The 14,981-nt window shown below is 52.9% G+C and carries 11 protein-coding genes, 1 tRNA gene and 3 rRNA genes; 10 read left to right on the top strand and 5 right to left on the bottom strand.

From position 1 onward, the window contains the following. Positions 1–11: 11 nt before the first annotated feature. The 3 genes from rbsB (at position 12) to rbsR (ending at position 2,934) form a co-directional block, all read left to right on the top strand. Complete coding sequence (gene rbsB / locus NQ230_RS00480) at positions 12–902, top strand: ribose ABC transporter substrate-binding protein RbsB (protein WP_023333911.1); 891 nt, start codon at positions 12–14, stop codon at positions 900–902. Between the two features lie 106 nt (positions 903–1,008). Then, positions 1,009–1,938 (top strand): ribokinase, encoded by a 930-nt coding sequence (gene rbsK, locus NQ230_RS00485; RefSeq protein WP_121423367.1) that lies wholly within the window; start codon positions 1,009–1,011, stop codon positions 1,936–1,938. 3 nt (positions 1,939–1,941) lie between these two features. Continuing rightward, the gene (rbsR, locus tag NQ230_RS00490) at positions 1,942–2,934 is read left to right on the top strand and encodes a ribose operon transcriptional repressor RbsR (protein WP_121423342.1); all 993 of its coding nucleotides are present in this window, start codon (positions 1,942–1,944) and stop codon (positions 2,932–2,934) included. Here rbsR and mdtD read toward each other — a convergent pair. Together mdtD and NQ230_RS00500 are read right to left on the bottom strand one after the other, a co-directional pair. Continuing rightward, positions 2,900–4,333 (bottom strand): multidrug transporter subunit MdtD, encoded by a 1,434-nt coding sequence (gene mdtD / locus NQ230_RS00495; RefSeq protein WP_121423341.1) that lies wholly within the window; start codon positions 4,331–4,333, stop codon positions 2,900–2,902. The two genes, rbsR and mdtD, sit on opposite strands and share 35 nt — an antisense overlap. Continuing rightward, the gene (locus NQ230_RS00500; protein ID WP_023309775.1) at positions 4,330–5,037 is read right to left on the bottom strand and encodes a FadR/GntR family transcriptional regulator; all 708 of its coding nucleotides are present in this window, start codon (positions 5,035–5,037) and stop codon (positions 4,330–4,332) included. Before NQ230_RS00500 ends, mdtD begins: the two co-directional genes overlap by 4 nt. Before the next feature lie 454 nt (positions 5,038–5,491). Here NQ230_RS00500 and NQ230_RS00505 point away from each other — a divergent pair. The 4 genes from NQ230_RS00505 (at position 5,492) to rrf (ending at position 10,477) form a co-directional block, all read left to right on the top strand. Beyond that, positions 5,492–7,031, top strand: a 16S ribosomal RNA gene (locus tag NQ230_RS00505). Between the two features lie 85 nt (positions 7,032–7,116). Next, positions 7,117–7,192, top strand: a tRNA-Glu gene (locus tag NQ230_RS00510). 192 nt (positions 7,193–7,384) lie between these two features. After that, positions 7,385–10,290 (top strand): 23S ribosomal RNA (locus tag NQ230_RS00515). A 71-nt stretch (positions 10,291–10,361) separates the two neighbouring features. Beyond that, positions 10,362–10,477 (top strand): 5S ribosomal RNA (rrf, locus tag NQ230_RS00520). The 16S, 23S and 5S rRNA genes sit together here with 1 tRNA gene alongside, the layout of an rRNA operon. Positions 10,478–10,575: 98 nt before the next feature. Here the strand turns inward: rrf and mobB are convergent. Then, complete coding sequence (gene mobB, locus NQ230_RS00525; protein WP_257259523.1) at positions 10,576–11,079, bottom strand: molybdopterin-guanine dinucleotide biosynthesis protein MobB; 504 nt, start codon at positions 11,077–11,079, stop codon at positions 10,576–10,578. Beyond that, a complete protein-coding gene (mobA, locus tag NQ230_RS00530) occupies positions 11,076–11,660 on the bottom strand; it encodes a molybdenum cofactor guanylyltransferase MobA (protein WP_257259524.1) in 585 nt (194 codons plus the stop codon). The genes mobB and mobA overlap by 4 nt, the downstream gene beginning before the upstream one ends. Positions 11,661–11,728: 68 nt before the next feature. On the opposite strand from mobA, the gene NQ230_RS00535 reads away from it, so the two are divergent. From NQ230_RS00535 to dsbA, 3 genes are all read left to right on the top strand, one after another. Beyond that, complete coding sequence (locus NQ230_RS00535; protein ID WP_008501866.1) at positions 11,729–11,998, top strand: YihD family protein; 270 nt, start codon at positions 11,729–11,731, stop codon at positions 11,996–11,998. 75 nt (positions 11,999–12,073) lie between these two features. Continuing rightward, positions 12,074–13,060, top strand: coding sequence for a serine/threonine protein kinase (locus NQ230_RS00540; RefSeq protein WP_121423246.1), 987 nt, complete (start codon positions 12,074–12,076; stop codon positions 13,058–13,060). A gap of 27 nt (positions 13,061–13,087) precedes the next feature. After that, entirely contained in the window at positions 13,088–13,711 is a 624-nt protein-coding gene (gene dsbA, locus NQ230_RS00545) for a thiol:disulfide interchange protein DsbA (RefSeq protein WP_121423247.1), read from the top strand. A gap of 23 nt (positions 13,712–13,734) precedes the next feature. Here dsbA and yihG read toward each other — a convergent pair whose 3' ends face one another. After that, complete coding sequence (gene yihG, locus NQ230_RS00550) at positions 13,735–14,643, bottom strand: 1-acylglycerol-3-phosphate O-acyltransferase, YihG family (RefSeq protein WP_121423303.1); 909 nt, start codon at positions 14,641–14,643, stop codon at positions 13,735–13,737. Positions 14,644–14,981: the final 338 nt, after the last annotated feature.

Raw genomic sequence — 14,981 nt, forward strand, 5'->3', positions numbered from 1 at the left:
ACATCTTAGATATGAACATGAAAAAACTGGCTACCCTGGTTTCTGCTGTCGCGCTGAGCGCAACCGTAAGTGCTAACGCCATGGCGAAAGACACCATCGCGCTGGTTGTCTCTACCCTGAACAACCCGTTCTTCGTCTCCCTGAAGGACGGTGCGCAGAAAGAAGCGGACAAGCTGGGCTACAACCTGGTGGTTCTGGATTCACAGAACAACCCGGCGAAAGAGCTGGCTAACGTTCAGGACTTAACCGTTCGTGGCACCAAAATTCTGCTGATCAACCCAACCGATTCCGATGCCGTAGGTAACGCCGTGAAGATGGCAAACCAGGCGAAGATCCCGGTAATTACCCTGGACCGTCAGGCGTCTAAAGGTGAAGTGGTCAGCCACATTGCCTCTGATAACGTACTGGGCGGCAAAATCGCGGGTGATTACATCGCGAAGAAAGCCGGCGAAGGCGCGAAGGTTATCGAACTGCAGGGGATTGCCGGGACTTCCGCAGCTCGCGAGCGTGGTGAAGGCTTCCAGCAGGCTGTGGCTGCACACAAATTCAACGTGCTGGCCAGCCAGCCGGCAGACTTCGACCGTACTAAGGGTCTGAACGTTATGCAGAACCTGCTGACCGCGCACCCTGACGTGCAGGCGGTATTCGCGCAGAACGACGAAATGGCGCTGGGCGCGCTGCGAGCCCTGCAGACCGCAGGTAAATCTGATGTGATGGTTGTCGGATTTGACGGCACGCCGGATGGTGAAAAAGCAGTAAACGATGGCAAACTGGCTGCGACCATCGCTCAGCTGCCTGAGCAGATTGGCGCCACTGGCGTTGAAACTGCCGACAAAGTGCTGAAGGGCGAAAAAGTTCAGGCCAAATACCCGGTTGACCTGAAGCTGGTCATCAAGCAGTAAAAGGCGAATCAGGCAGTCGCTGGCTGCCTGAGGGACACCAATAAAGAAAAGTGTGGCATACGCCACCGGGTAACACCGGTGGCGCTCTCAGATGGACAACCCAACCATGAAAACCGCAGGCAACCTCGTCGTCCTTGGCAGTATCAATGCCGATCACATTCTTAACCTTGAATCATTCCCTACACCGGGCGAAACCGTCACGGGTAACCAGTATCAGGTGGCCTTCGGCGGTAAAGGTGCCAACCAGGCCGTCGCCGCCGGTCGCAGCGGGGCAAACATTGCGTTTATCGCCTGCACGGGTGATGACGATACCGGTGAGCGCGTACGCAAGCAGCTGGCGAGCGACAACATTGATATCGCACCGGTCAGCGTTGTCGCAGGGGAATCGACCGGCGTGGCGCTGATTTTCGTCAACGCTGAAGGTGAGAATGTTATCGGTATTCATGCTGGCGCTAACGCTGCGCTGACGACGGAACGCGTAGAAGCGCAACGTGCAATCATCGGCGGAGCCGAAGCCCTGCTGATGCAGCTGGAGTCACCGGTTGAAAGCGTGCTGGCCGCTGCCAGAATTGCGCATGAAAATCATACCACTGTCGTACTTAACCCTGCCCCAGCCCGTGTATTATCAGACGAGCTGCTGGCGCTGGTGGACATCATTACGCCGAACGAAACCGAAGCCGAAAAGCTGACGGGCATTCGCGTTGAAAATGATGACGATGCCGCGCGCGCCGCGCGTGCGCTGCACGATAAGGGCATCGGCACCGTGATTATCACCCTGGGTAGCCGTGGGGTGTGGGCAAGCGTCAATGGCGAAGGCCGCCGCGTGCCGGGCTTTAAGGTCAAAGCGATTGATACCATCGCGGCGGGAGATACCTTCAATGGTGCACTGGTGACCGCGCTGCTGGAAGGCAAGAGAATGGATGACGCTATCCGCTTCGCACACGCTGCCGCCGCGATTGCGGTGACGCGCAAGGGCGCACAGCCTTCCGTTCCGTGGCGTAAAGAGATCGATGAATTCTTAAGTCAGCAGGGGTAACGCTTGGCCACAATGAAAGATGTCGCCCGCATGGCGGGCGTTTCTACCTCGACGGTCTCTCACGTTATAAACAACGATCGCTTCGTCAGCGAGGCGATTCGGGAGAAAGTTGAAGCTGCGGTAAAAGATCTCAACTATGCGCCGTCTGCGCTGGCCCGCAGCCTTAAGCTCAACCAGACGCGCACCATCGGTATGCTGATCACCGCCAGTACCAACCCCTTTTATTCAGAACTGGTTCGCGGCGTGGAGCGCAGCTGCTTCGAGCGTGGCTACAGCCTTGTGCTGTGCAATACCGAGGGTGACGAGCAGCGCATGAATCGTAACCTGGAGACGCTGATGCAAAAACGCGTCGACGGGCTACTCTTGCTCTGCACCGAAACGCACCAGCCCTCGAAAGAGATCATCCAGCGCTATCCCTCGATTCCCACAGTGATGATGGACTGGGCGCCGTTCGACGGAACCAGCGATCTCATTCAGGATAACTCCCTGCTGGGCGGTGATATGGCGACTCAGCATCTGATTGATAAAGGACACACTCGCATCGCCTGTATTACGGGGCCGCTGGATAAAACTCCGGCGCGTTTGCGTCTGGAAGGGTATCTCTCTGCCATGGAACGGGCGGGGCTTGCCATTCCTGAGGGCTATCGAATCACCGGTGATTTTGAATTTAACGGCGGTTTCGAGGCGATGCAGAAACTGCTGGCGCAAAAGCCGCGTCCGCAGGCGGTGTTTATTGGTAACGACGCGATGGCGTTTGGTGCCTACCAGGCGTTGTATCAGGCGGGGCTACGCGTGCCTGATGATATGGCGGTGATTGGCTATGACGATATCGAACTGGCCAGCTACATGACGCCGCCGCTGACCACGATCCATCAGCCAAAAGATGAACTGGGCGAGCTGGCCATCGATGTGTTGATCCACCGTATGGCGCAGCCCACGCTGCAGCAGCAACGCCTGCAGCTTACTCCTGTTCTGATTGAACGCGGTTCGGTTTAGCTTTCTCTTTGTGACGCTCTTTAATCAGGTTTCGGCCGTCTTTCGGTTTTAACAGCATAAAGACCAGCGCCGATACCACGGTAAGTGCGCCCATGGTGATAAAGGTATAGTGGAACTGCTCAACGGTATTCGCGCTGTCAAAACCTTCATAAAACCTCAGCACCGCTGCACTCACGGCAACCCCTAAACTGATCGACAGCTGTTGCGTTACCGCCAGCACGCTGTTGCCGCTGCTGGCGTTCTCGTCAGTCAGATCGGCGAGGGTGATGGTGTTCATCGATGTGAACTGCGTCGACATCGCCATGCCCAACACAAATAGCGGCAGGATCAGCATCCAGACGGGTAACGCGGCGGATTGCAGCGAGAACTGCGCAATCATCAGTCCGATAAAGACCGTTACGCCGACCAGCGTCTTACGATAGCCAAACCAGCGCAGCACCTGTGTGACGGTTGATTTTGCCAGGATCGAACCCATCGCCGTGGGCGCCATCATGCAGCCGGCAATCAGGGCCGGATAGCCGAACCCCACCTGCAGCATCAATGGCATCAGGAACGGCACGCAACCCGTTCCCAGACGAGACGCAATGTTGCCTGCAATCCCTACGGAAAACGTTCGGGTGTTAAAGAGTCCCAGGGAGATTAACGGCGTCGGGTGACGGCGCGCGTGACGTATATAAAGAAGGAATAGCAGAATACCGCCGAGGATAACGGAGAGCGCCATCCACGTCGCGACGATCTTCTCGCCAAACAGCTCCATCCCGCTGGAGAATAACACCAGGCTCAGGCCAAACAGGAAAAAGCCGCCCATATCGAAGCTGCGCCTTGGTGTGGTGAAGTTCGGCATATATTTGCGGGCATACAGCAGCCCCGCAACGCCAATCGGAATATTAATCAGGAAGATCCAGTGCCAGCTTGCCCAGGTGACAAACACGCCACCGAGTACCGGGCCAAGAATCGGGCCGACCAGGCCCGGCATGGTGACGAAGTTGAGTACGGGAAGCAGTTCGCTCCTGGGGTAGGCTCGCAGCAAGGCAAGGCGCGCCACCGGCATCATCATCGCGCCGCCAATGCCCTGTAGTACGCGGAAGATAACCAGCTCCGTTAAGGATGAGGAGAGCGCACAGGCCAGCGAACCGAGCGTAAAGAGCGTTACGGCCAGCATGAAAACTTTGCGGGTGCCAAAGCGGTCGGCCAGCCAGCCGCTGACCGGAATTAACATTGCGACCGTCAGGGTGTAGCTGATGATGGCGGACTGCATCGCCAGCGGGGAGCGGTTAAGGCTTTGCGCAATAGCGGGAAGCGCTGTGTTGAGGATGGTGGCATCCAGTGCCTGCATAAAAAACGCCATGGCTGCAATCCACGGCAATCCGGCCATGCTGCGCGCTTTTTTCTTTGTCATTTATTTACCTGCTGGTGGGTTGGCGCGGCCAGCAATGCCTGGCACGCACTCAGGGCTCTCTGCCCGTCGCTTTCCTGAATGGCATCCACTATCGCCTGATGCAAATCCAGTTTTACCACTTCGTTTTGTGTAATAGAGGTAAAGTAGGTGTGATACACCGAATGAAATAAAGAGGCAAAAGAGGTGAGGAACGGATTGGCGCTCATCATATAGATGTGTTCATGCCAGGCCATATCGACCTCAACCCAGCGTTCGCGGTTGAAGTGTTTTTTCAGGAACACCATCTCTTCCATCAGCGCGTTAAGCTGCGCTTTCTGCTCTGCTGTTCCTAGCGTGGCGGCAAGCAGACATGCCTGAGGTTCAAGGCTGCTGCGCATCACCAGAAAGTGATCGACGACCTGATGAAAGTTATCTTCCGTCATCCACCAGGAGAGCAGCTCCTGATCGAGAAAATTCCAGTTACTCTGTGGCATCACACGTGTGCCAATACGAGGACGCGGAAGCACCATACCTTTTGCCGTTAGGGTTTTCACCGCTTCGCGCACGGCGGTACGGCTCACCCCAAACTGCTCACCCAGCTCCATCTCACCCGGCAGAATGCTACCCGGGGCATATTTACCCGCTAAAATCCGCTGAGCCAGCTTTTCTGCCAGCACGTACGACAGGTTTTTTTGGGCGGCCAGCTGTTGTGCGCTTAATGGCATCGCTTTTATTCCTTAAAGATTCATGCTGATAATTATGCCACCTCGAATGTGATTGTGGTTGCAGATACATCAAATAGAACAATTTGTAGCTTGATTTCACCTCTGTTGGTGAAAAAAAACGCGGACGGAATCTTTTTTTAAATTTCCTCTTGTCACGTCGGAATAACTCCCTATAATGCGCCTCCACTGACACGGAACAACGGCACACACGCCGCTGGGTCAGCAGAGAAAAGCGAAAATAAACGCTTGACTCTGAAGCGGGAAAGCGTAATATGCACACCCCGCGCCGCTGCGAAAAGCGAAGCGGCACTGCTCTTTAACAATTTATCAGACAATCTGTGTGGGCACTCAAAGTGACATGGATTCTTAATGTCTTCGGACAATAAATGAATACCAAGTCTCTGAGTGAACATACGTAATTCATTACGAAGTTTAATTCACGAGCATCAAACTTAAATTGAAGAGTTTGATCATGGCTCAGATTGAACGCTGGCGGCAGGCCTAACACATGCAAGTCGAGCGGTAGCACAGGGAGCTTGCTCCTGGGTGACGAGCGGCGGACGGGTGAGTAATGTCTGGGAAACTGCCTGATGGAGGGGGATAACTACTGGAAACGGTAGCTAATACCGCATAACGTCGCAAGACCAAAGAGGGGGACCTTCGGGCCTCTTGCCATCAGATGTGCCCAGATGGGATTAGCTAGTAGGTGGGGTAACGGCTCACCTAGGCGACGATCCCTAGCTGGTCTGAGAGGATGACCAGCCACACTGGAACTGAGACACGGTCCAGACTCCTACGGGAGGCAGCAGTGGGGAATATTGCACAATGGGCGCAAGCCTGATGCAGCCATGCCGCGTGTATGAAGAAGGCCTTCGGGTTGTAAAGTACTTTCAGCGGGGAGGAAGGTGTTGAGGTTAATAACCTCAGCAATTGACGTTACCCGCAGAAGAAGCACCGGCTAACTCCGTGCCAGCAGCCGCGGTAATACGGAGGGTGCAAGCGTTAATCGGAATTACTGGGCGTAAAGCGCACGCAGGCGGTCTGTCAAGTCGGATGTGAAATCCCCGGGCTCAACCTGGGAACTGCATTCGAAACTGGCAGGCTAGAGTCTTGTAGAGGGGGGTAGAATTCCAGGTGTAGCGGTGAAATGCGTAGAGATCTGGAGGAATACCGGTGGCGAAGGCGGCCCCCTGGACAAAGACTGACGCTCAGGTGCGAAAGCGTGGGGAGCAAACAGGATTAGATACCCTGGTAGTCCACGCCGTAAACGATGTCGACTTGGAGGTTGTGCCCTTGAGGCGTGGCTTCCGGAGCTAACGCGTTAAGTCGACCGCCTGGGGAGTACGGCCGCAAGGTTAAAACTCAAATGAATTGACGGGGGCCCGCACAAGCGGTGGAGCATGTGGTTTAATTCGATGCAACGCGAAGAACCTTACCTACTCTTGACATCCAGAGAACTTTCCAGAGATGGATTGGTGCCTTCGGGAACTCTGAGACAGGTGCTGCATGGCTGTCGTCAGCTCGTGTTGTGAAATGTTGGGTTAAGTCCCGCAACGAGCGCAACCCTTATCCTTTGTTGCCAGCGGTTCGGCCGGGAACTCAAAGGAGACTGCCAGTGATAAACTGGAGGAAGGTGGGGATGACGTCAAGTCATCATGGCCCTTACGAGTAGGGCTACACACGTGCTACAATGGCGCATACAAAGAGAAGCGACCTCGCGAGAGCAAGCGGACCTCATAAAGTGCGTCGTAGTCCGGATTGGAGTCTGCAACTCGACTCCATGAAGTCGGAATCGCTAGTAATCGTAGATCAGAATGCTACGGTGAATACGTTCCCGGGCCTTGTACACACCGCCCGTCACACCATGGGAGTGGGTTGCAAAAGAAGTAGGTAGCTTAACCTTCGGGAGGGCGCTTACCACTTTGTGATTCATGACTGGGGTGAAGTCGTAACAAGGTAACCGTAGGGGAACCTGCGGTTGGATCACCTCCTTACCTTAAAGAACCTGCCTTTGCAGTGCTCACACAGATTGTCTGATGAAAAGTAAATAGCAAGGCGTCTTGCGATTGAGACTTCAGTGTCCCCTTCGTCTAGAGGCCCAGGACACCGCCCTTTCACGGCGGTAACAGGGGTTCGAATCCCCTAGGGGACGCCACTTGCTGGTTCGTGAGTGAAAGTCACCTGCCTTAATATCTCAAAACTCATCTTCGGGTGACGTTTGAGATATTTGCTCTTTAAAAATCTGGATCAAGCTGAAAATTGAAACGACACATCTTTAAGGTGTGTTCGAGTCTCTCAAATTTTCGCAAGTCGATGGTGAATCGAAAGAAACATCTTCGGGTTGTGAGGTTAAGCGACTAAGCGTACACGGTGGATGCCCTGGCAGTCAGAGGCGATGAAGGACGTGCTAATCTGCGAAAAGCGCCGGCGAGGTGATATGAACCTTTGACCCGGCGATGTCCGAATGGGGAAACCCAGTGTGTTCCGACACACTATCGTTAACTGAATACATAGGTTAACGAGGCGAACCGGGGGAACTGAAACATCTAAGTACCCCGAGGAAAAGAAATCAACCGAGATTCCCCCAGTAGCGGCGAGCGAACGGGGAGCAGCCCAGAGTCTGAATCAGCTTGTGTGTTAGTGGAACGGTCTGGAAAGTCCGGCGATACAGGGTGATAGCCCCGTACACGAAAGCACACAGGTTGTGAACTCGAAGAGTAGGGCGGGACACGTGGTATCCTGTCTGAATATGGGGGGACCATCCTCCAAGGCTAAATACTCCTGACTGACCGATAGTGAACCAGTACCGTGAGGGAAAGGCGAAAAGAACCCCGGCGAGGGGAGTGAAAAAGAACCTGAAACCGTGTACGTACAAGCAGTGGGAGCACCTTCGTGGTGTGACTGCGTACCTTTTGTATAATGGGTCAGCGACTTATATTCTGTAGCAAGGTTAACCGTATAGGGGAGCCGAAGGGAAACCGAGTCTTAACTGGGCGTTAAGTTGCAGGGTATAGACCCGAAACCCGGTGATCTAGCCATGGGCAGGTTGAAGGTTGGGTAACACTAACTGGAGGACCGAACCGACTAATGTTGAAAAATTAGCGGATGACTTGTGGCTGGGGGTGAAAGGCCAATCAAACCGGGAGATAGCTGGTTCTCCCCGAAAGCTATTTAGGTAGCGCCTCGTGAATTCATCTTCGGGGGTAGAGCACTGTTTCGGCTAGGGGGCCATCCCGGCTTACCAACCCGATGCAAACTACGAATACCGAAGAATGTTATCACGGGAGACACACGGCGGGTGCTAACGTCCGTCGTGAAGAGGGAAACAACCCAGACCGCCAGCTAAGGTCCCAAAGTCATGGTTAAGTGGGAAACGATGTGGGAAGGCACAGACAGCCAGGATGTTGGCTTAGAAGCAGCCATCATTTAAAGAAAGCGTAATAGCTCACTGGTCGAGTCGGCCTGCGCGGAAGATGTAACGGGGCTAAACCATGCACCGAAGCTGCGGCAGCGACGCTTATGCGTTGTTGGGTAGGGGAGCGTTCTGTAAGCCGTTGAAGGTGTGCTGTGAGGCATGCTGGAGGTATCAGAAGTGCGAATGCTGACATAAGTAACGATAATGCGGGTGAAAAGCCCGCACGCCGGAAGACCAAGGGTTCCTGTCCAACGTTAATCGGGGCAGGGTGAGTCGACCCCTAAGGCGAGGCCGAAAGGCGTAGTCGATGGGAAACAGGTTAATATTCCTGTACTTGGTGTTACTGCGAAGGGGGGACGGAGAAGGCTATGTTAGCCGGGCGACGGTTGTCCCGGTTTAAGCATGTAGGCGGGAGTTTTAGGTAAATCCGGAACTCTTCTAACGCTGAGGTGTGATGACGAGGCACTACGGTGCTGAAGTAACAAATGCCCTGCTTCCAGGAAAAGCCTCTAAGCATCAGGTAACATCAAATCGTACCCCAAACCGACACAGGTGGTCAGGTAGAGAATACCAAGGCGCTTGAGAGAACTCGGGTGAAGGAACTAGGCAAAATGGTGCCGTAACTTCGGGAGAAGGCACGCTGATATGTAGGTGAAGCCCCTGCGGGTGGAGCTGAAATCAGTCGAAGATACCAGCTGGCTGCAACTGTTTATTAAAAACACAGCACTGTGCAAACACGAAAGTGGACGTATACGGTGTGACGCCTGCCCGGTGCCGGAAGGTTAATTGATGGGGTTAGCGGCAACGCGAAGCTCTTGATCGAAGCCCCGGTAAACGGCGGCCGTAACTATAACGGTCCTAAGGTAGCGAAATTCCTTGTCGGGTAAGTTCCGACCTGCACGAATGGCGTAATGATGGCCAGGCTGTCTCCACCCGAGACTCAGTGAAATTGAACTCGCTGTGAAGATGCAGTGTACCCGCGGCAAGACGGAAAGACCCCGTGAACCTTTACTATAGCTTGACACTGAACACTGGTCCTTGATGTGTAGGATAGGTGGGAGGCTTTGAAGCGTGGACGCCAGTCTGCGTGGAGCCGCCCTTGAAATACCACCCTTTAATGGCTGGTGTTCTAACGTAGACCCGTAATCCGGGTTGCGGACAGTGTCTGGTGGGTAGTTTGACTGGGGCGGTCTCCTCCCAAAGAGTAACGGAGGAGCACGAAGGTTAGCTAATCCTGGTCGGACATCAGGAGGTTAGTGCAATGGCATAAGCTAGCTTGACTGCGAGAGTGACGGCTCGAGCAGGTGCGAAAGCAGGTCATAGTGATCCGGTGGTTCTGAATGGAAGGGCCATCGCTCAACGGATAAAAGGTACTCCGGGGATAACAGGCTGATACCGCCCAAGAGTTCATATCGACGGCGGTGTTTGGCACCTCGATGTCGGCTCATCACATCCTGGGGCTGAAGTAGGTCCCAAGGGTATGGCTGTTCGCCATTTAAAGTGGTACGCGAGCTGGGTTTAGAACGTCGTGAGACAGTTCGGTCCCTATCTGCCGTGGGCGCTGGAGAATTGAGGGGGGCTGCTCCTAGTACGAGAGGACCGGAGTGGACGCATCACTGGTGTTCGGGTTGTCATGCCAATGGCATTGCCCGGTAGCTAAATGCGGAAAAGATAAGTGCTGAAAGCATCTAAGCACGAAACTTGCCCCGAGATGAGTTCTCCCTGACCCTTTAAGGGTCCTGAAGGAACGTTGAAGACTACGACGTTGATAGGTCGGGTGTGTAAGCGCAGCGATGCGTTGAGCTAACCGATACTAATGAACCGTGAGGCTTAACCTTACAACGCCGAAGCTGTTTCGGCGGACGAGAGACAGAAGATTTTCAGCTTTGATACAGATTAACAGAATTTGCCTGGCGGCTTTAGCGCGGTGGTCCCACCTGACCCCATGCCGAACTCAGAAGTGAAACGCCGTAGCGCCGATGGTAGTGTGGGGTCTCCCCATGTGAGAGTAGGGAACTGCCAGGCATCAAATAAGTGAAGAGGCCATCCGGAAGGATGGCCTTTTTGCGTTTATAAACTAAAAAAACGGTAGACCGGGTAAGGCAAAGCCGCCACCCGCCAAGTCAAACTGCACTCCACGCCACAATAAACTCCGCAATCCCATCCACATCATTTAAGTCCAGCACCGGAACCTCAAGCGGCAATACAACATCACTGGCCACCGCAATCACATGCTCATCCAGCGTTAACTCGCTGAAATCATGCCCGGCATCGCTTCTGAACAGCAGGATCTTAGGCACGGCCTCATGCTTAAATCCCTCAACCAGCACCAGATCGAGCGTGGAATGATCCATCCGGCTGACCAGATAAGCGAGATCCAGCGGTGCCTCATCCGGCGTTTCTGTCATCAACGCCCAGCGTTGAGTACTTGCCACCATCGTTTGTGCCGCCCCCGCTTTACGCAACGCATAGCTATCTTTGCCCGGTTTATCGACATCCATATTATGGTGGGTATGCTTAATCAATCCTGGACGGATACCTCTTGCACAAAGCGCAGGAATGAGCTTTTTCAGCAGCGTGGTTTTCCCGGTCCCACTCCAGGCGGAAATGGCTACAACAGGTATCATCTTTTCTCCTGCATCATCTGCAGATCTTCACGCGTATTCACGTTCACAAATGCTGATTTCAAATCGCTAAAATCAACGGGATGGCCGCCAGACTCGCGCATAAAAACCATCACCCTGCGCTCACCCGCAGCCAGATAGGACTGCAGGGCAGGCGCTAGCGATCGGTGCATCAATGCGATAGCAGGGTGGTCACGCTCGCCGTCATGTACCCAAACCACAGGGGCCGTACCGCGAAGCTGTAACAAACGCTCGACAAGACAGGACGGAATAAACGGGGTATCGCAGGGACAGAAGATAAACCACTCTCCTTGAGACTGTTGCATAACCGAAAGCATACCGGCCAGCGGTCCCGGGAAATCCTCAAGGATATCCTGGTAAACGGCGTACCCGCTGAGCTGGTAAGTATCGATATGCCGGTTAGCGCTGATGACCATTGTCGACACCTGGCCTGCAAGCGTGTCAGCGACACATTGCCATAAGGGTTTGCCATTCAGGCGTTGAAGACCCTTATCTTTTCCTCCCATTCGCGTCGCTCTGCCACCTGCCAGAACGACCCCAATGATTTCCTGGCTAAGATTCACGAATATCGCCTCTTTTATTGTGGGATTGACCCTGCTAACGTGTCACTCTAAATGAAAGGAGCACCACCATGAAATGTAAACGTCTGAATGAAGTTATTGAACTCCTCCAGCCCGCCTGGCAAAAAGAGCCAGAGCTAAATCTGATGCAATTTTTACAGAAACTGGCGAAAGAGTCAGGTTTTGACGGCGATCTGGCAGACCTTTCTGACGACATCCTGATCTACCACCTTAAAATGCGTGACTCTGCCAAAGATGCTGTTATTCCTGGTATTCAGAAGGATTATGAGGAAGATTTTAAGACTGCATTATTGCGCGCCCGAGGCGTAATTAAAGAGTAAAAGCTTGTAAGCGGCGGCACCGAAATCGCCACAAGATGATATCCTGAATCATTCGTATAATTTCCGGATGATCGGATGAACGACCAGGCTTTTACTTTCCAGACATTACACCCGGACACCATTATGGATGCCCTGTTTGAACAGGGTATTCGGGTGGATTCCGGGCTAACACCGTTAAACAGCTACGAAAACCGCGTCTATCAATTTCAGGACGAGGATCGTCAGCGCTTCGTCGTAAAGTTCTATCGTCCTGAACGCTGGTCCGCAGAACAAATTCAGGAAGAGCATCAGTTTGCTCACGATCTGCTGGATGACGATGTTCCCGTTGCCGCACCGCTAAAATTCAATAACCAAACGCTCCTCACGCACGAAGGGTTTTACTACGCTGTATTCCCGAGCCTGGGTGGTCGACAGTTTGAAGCGGATAATATCGATCAGATGGAGTGGGTTGCCCGCTATCTTGGGCGTATACACCAGACGGGACGCAAAAAAGCCTTTATTGCTCGCCCGACTATCGGGATTCAGGAATACCTTCTTGAACCGCGGGGAATATTCGAAACGTCTGCCATGATCCCCACTGCGTTAAAGGATGATTTCCTCAACGCCACCGATAAGCTCATTGCTGCAGTTAAAACCTGCTGGCGCGACGATATTGCCGTTCTGCGCCTGCATGGTGATTGTCATGCTGGAAATATCCTCTGGCGTGATGGCCCGCTGTTTGTCGATCTCGATGATGCGCGTATGGGGCCAGCGGTTCAGGACCTGTGGATGCTTCTCAATGGCGATAAAGCCGAGCAACGCATGCAGCTTGAAACCATTATTGAAGCTTATGAAGAATTTAGCCCGTTTAATTCAGACGAAATTGCCCTGATTGAGCCTTTACGTGCGATGCGTTTTGTTTATTATCTCGCATGGTTAATCAGGCGTTGGGACGATCCCGCATTTCCCCGGAATTTCCCGTGGCTTACCGGAGAGGATTACTGGCGTAGCCAGATATCTACATTTACTGAGCAGGTCAAGGTTCTTCAGGAACCCCCTCTGCAATTAACGCCGATGTATTAATTAGACACACCCAGGAGAGAGTTAATCATGAAAAAAATTTGGCTGGCGCTGGCAGGTATGATTCTGGCATTTAGCGCTTCTGCTGCGCAGTTTACCGACGGCAAACAGTTCATCACGCTGGACAAACCGGTTGCTGGCGAGCCACAGGTTCTGGAGTTCTTCTCGTTCTACTGCCCGCACTGCTATCAGTTCGAGCAGGTTCTGCATGTTTCTGACAACGTGAAGAAAAAGCTGCCAGAAGGCACCAAAATGACCAAGTACCACGTCGAGTTCCTGGGCCCATTGGGTAAAGACCTGACTCAGGCGTGGGCTGTTGCTATGGCACTGGGCGTGGAAGATAAAATCACTGCGCCAATGTTTGAAGCCGTACAGAAAACCCAGACCGTTCAGACCACAGCGGATATCCGTAAAGTGTTCGTTGATGCCGGCGTGAAAGGTGAAGATTATGACGCTGCATGGAACAGCTTTGTGGTGAAATCTCTGGTGGCTCAGCAGGAAAAAGCGGCTGCTGACCTCCAGCTTCAGGGCGTTCCGGCGATGTTTGTTAACGGCAAATACCAGCTGAACATGCAGGGCATGGACACCAGCAGCATGGATATCTTCGTACAGCAGTATGCTGATACCGTGAAATACCTGGTTGAGAAGAAGTAATTTCGCTGATGTAAAAACGCCGGTCACTGACCGGCGTTTTTGTATGAAGATTTAATCTTGTCTATCTGTTCGTCTTTCTCTTTCCAGATCGTATTGAGCCACTGCTGGAAACGACGTTTGAAATTCTTATCGTTAACGTAATCACCGTGCAGCCCGGCATCTATCGGGACCAGATCGACACGCACAACAATGCGCGTCAGTTTGCCGCTGAGCATATCGAAGAATGGCGTCTTATCATTTTCCGGATAGCAGAGCGTGACGTTCAGGAGTTTATCGAACTGTGCACCCAGTACGTTAAGCGCCATCGCAATACCCGCCGCCTTCGGCGGCAGCAGATGCTGATAGGGAGACCGGGTTTGTTGATGCTTCTCTTCCGTAAACCGGGAGCCTTCAACAAAGTTCACGATGGTCGTTGGATGCGCGCGAAACTTTTCGCAGGAACGGCGCGTGGTCTCCACATCTTTGCCGCGACGCTCGGGATGACGAATCAAATAGCTGCGCGAATAGCGTTTCATAAACGGCATATCGAGCGCCCAGCAGGCCAGCCCGATAAAAGGCACCCAGGCGAGCTGCTGTTTCAGAAAGTATTTGTTCATCGGGATGTGTTTGCGAAAAAGCACGCATAACACCACGATGTCCGCCCAGCTGTGGTGATTGCAGATCAGCAGATACCAGTTCTTCTTGTTAAGGCTCTCCAGCCCTTTGATATCCCACTTCAGATGCGGGTTAAGGCACAGCAGTATCGCCAGTCCTTCGCACCAGCAGTACATCATGAAGTTACAAAATGCGGACACGGCTCGCCACACCGCGGGGACAGGCAGCAGCAGTTTAATGATTCCGGCGAGAATGATCGGTACAGAGCAGGCGACCGTCACCAGAATAGTTAAAATAATGCTTAACAGTAATGTTATTGCAGCGAGCAATCTCGGCATGATGAGCTTTTTCAGGTAGTTAGCTGTAAATTCGCGGCCGGCTATGCGACGCTGGGCGCTGATTTTACCAGAAAACAGACAAATTAATGGCGCTTTCATGTGATGATTTGGCCGCTTTTACCCTATCGTAGAAGATTCCACTGTGATTCTGCGCTTATCAAGGCTTATATCCACATAGACTAAATTGCCATCAGTTGGCCATATAGATAAGATCTAATGCCATAACAGCATGATAATTAAGATCTAAAAAATATCGCATATGTGTTTTTTGTGTCTGTTATTCATATGAAGTGAAAATATGCACAAACTTATCCACAGTTTGATTTTTGCGAGCGATC

It is taken from the genome of Enterobacter asburiae, assembly GCF_024599655.1.
Classification (GTDB): domain Bacteria; phylum Pseudomonadota; class Gammaproteobacteria; order Enterobacterales; family Enterobacteriaceae; genus Enterobacter; species Enterobacter asburiae_D.

Bases quoted from the DNA above. Each gene is read 5' to 3' on its own strand.
- rbsB (WP_023333911.1), top strand. From the start codon at position 12: ATGAACATGAAAAAACTGGCTACCCTGGTTTCTGCTGTCGCGCTGAGC.
- dsbA (WP_121423247.1), top strand. From the start codon at position 13,088: ATGAAAAAAATTTGGCTGGCGCTGGCAGGTATGATTCTGGCATTTAGC.
- rbsK (WP_121423367.1), top strand. From the start codon at position 1,009: ATGAAAACCGCAGGCAACCTCGTCGTCCTTGGCAGTATCAATGCCGAT.
- mdtD (WP_121423341.1), bottom strand. From the start codon at position 4,333: ATGACAAAGAAAAAAGCGCGCAGCATGGCCGGATTGCCGTGGATTGCA.
- NQ230_RS00540 (WP_121423246.1), top strand. From the start codon at position 12,074: ATGAACGACCAGGCTTTTACTTTCCAGACATTACACCCGGACACCATT.
- mobB (WP_257259523.1), bottom strand. From the start codon at position 11,079: ATGATACCTGTTGTAGCCATTTCCGCCTGGAGTGGGACCGGGAAAACC.
- NQ230_RS00500 (WP_023309775.1), bottom strand. From the start codon at position 5,037: ATGCCATTAAGCGCACAACAGCTGGCCGCCCAAAAAAACCTGTCGTAC.
- NQ230_RS00535 (WP_008501866.1), top strand. From the start codon at position 11,729: ATGAAATGTAAACGTCTGAATGAAGTTATTGAACTCCTCCAGCCCGCC.
- yihG (WP_121423303.1), bottom strand. From the start codon at position 14,643: ATGCCGAGATTGCTCGCTGCAATAACATTACTGTTAAGCATTATTTTA.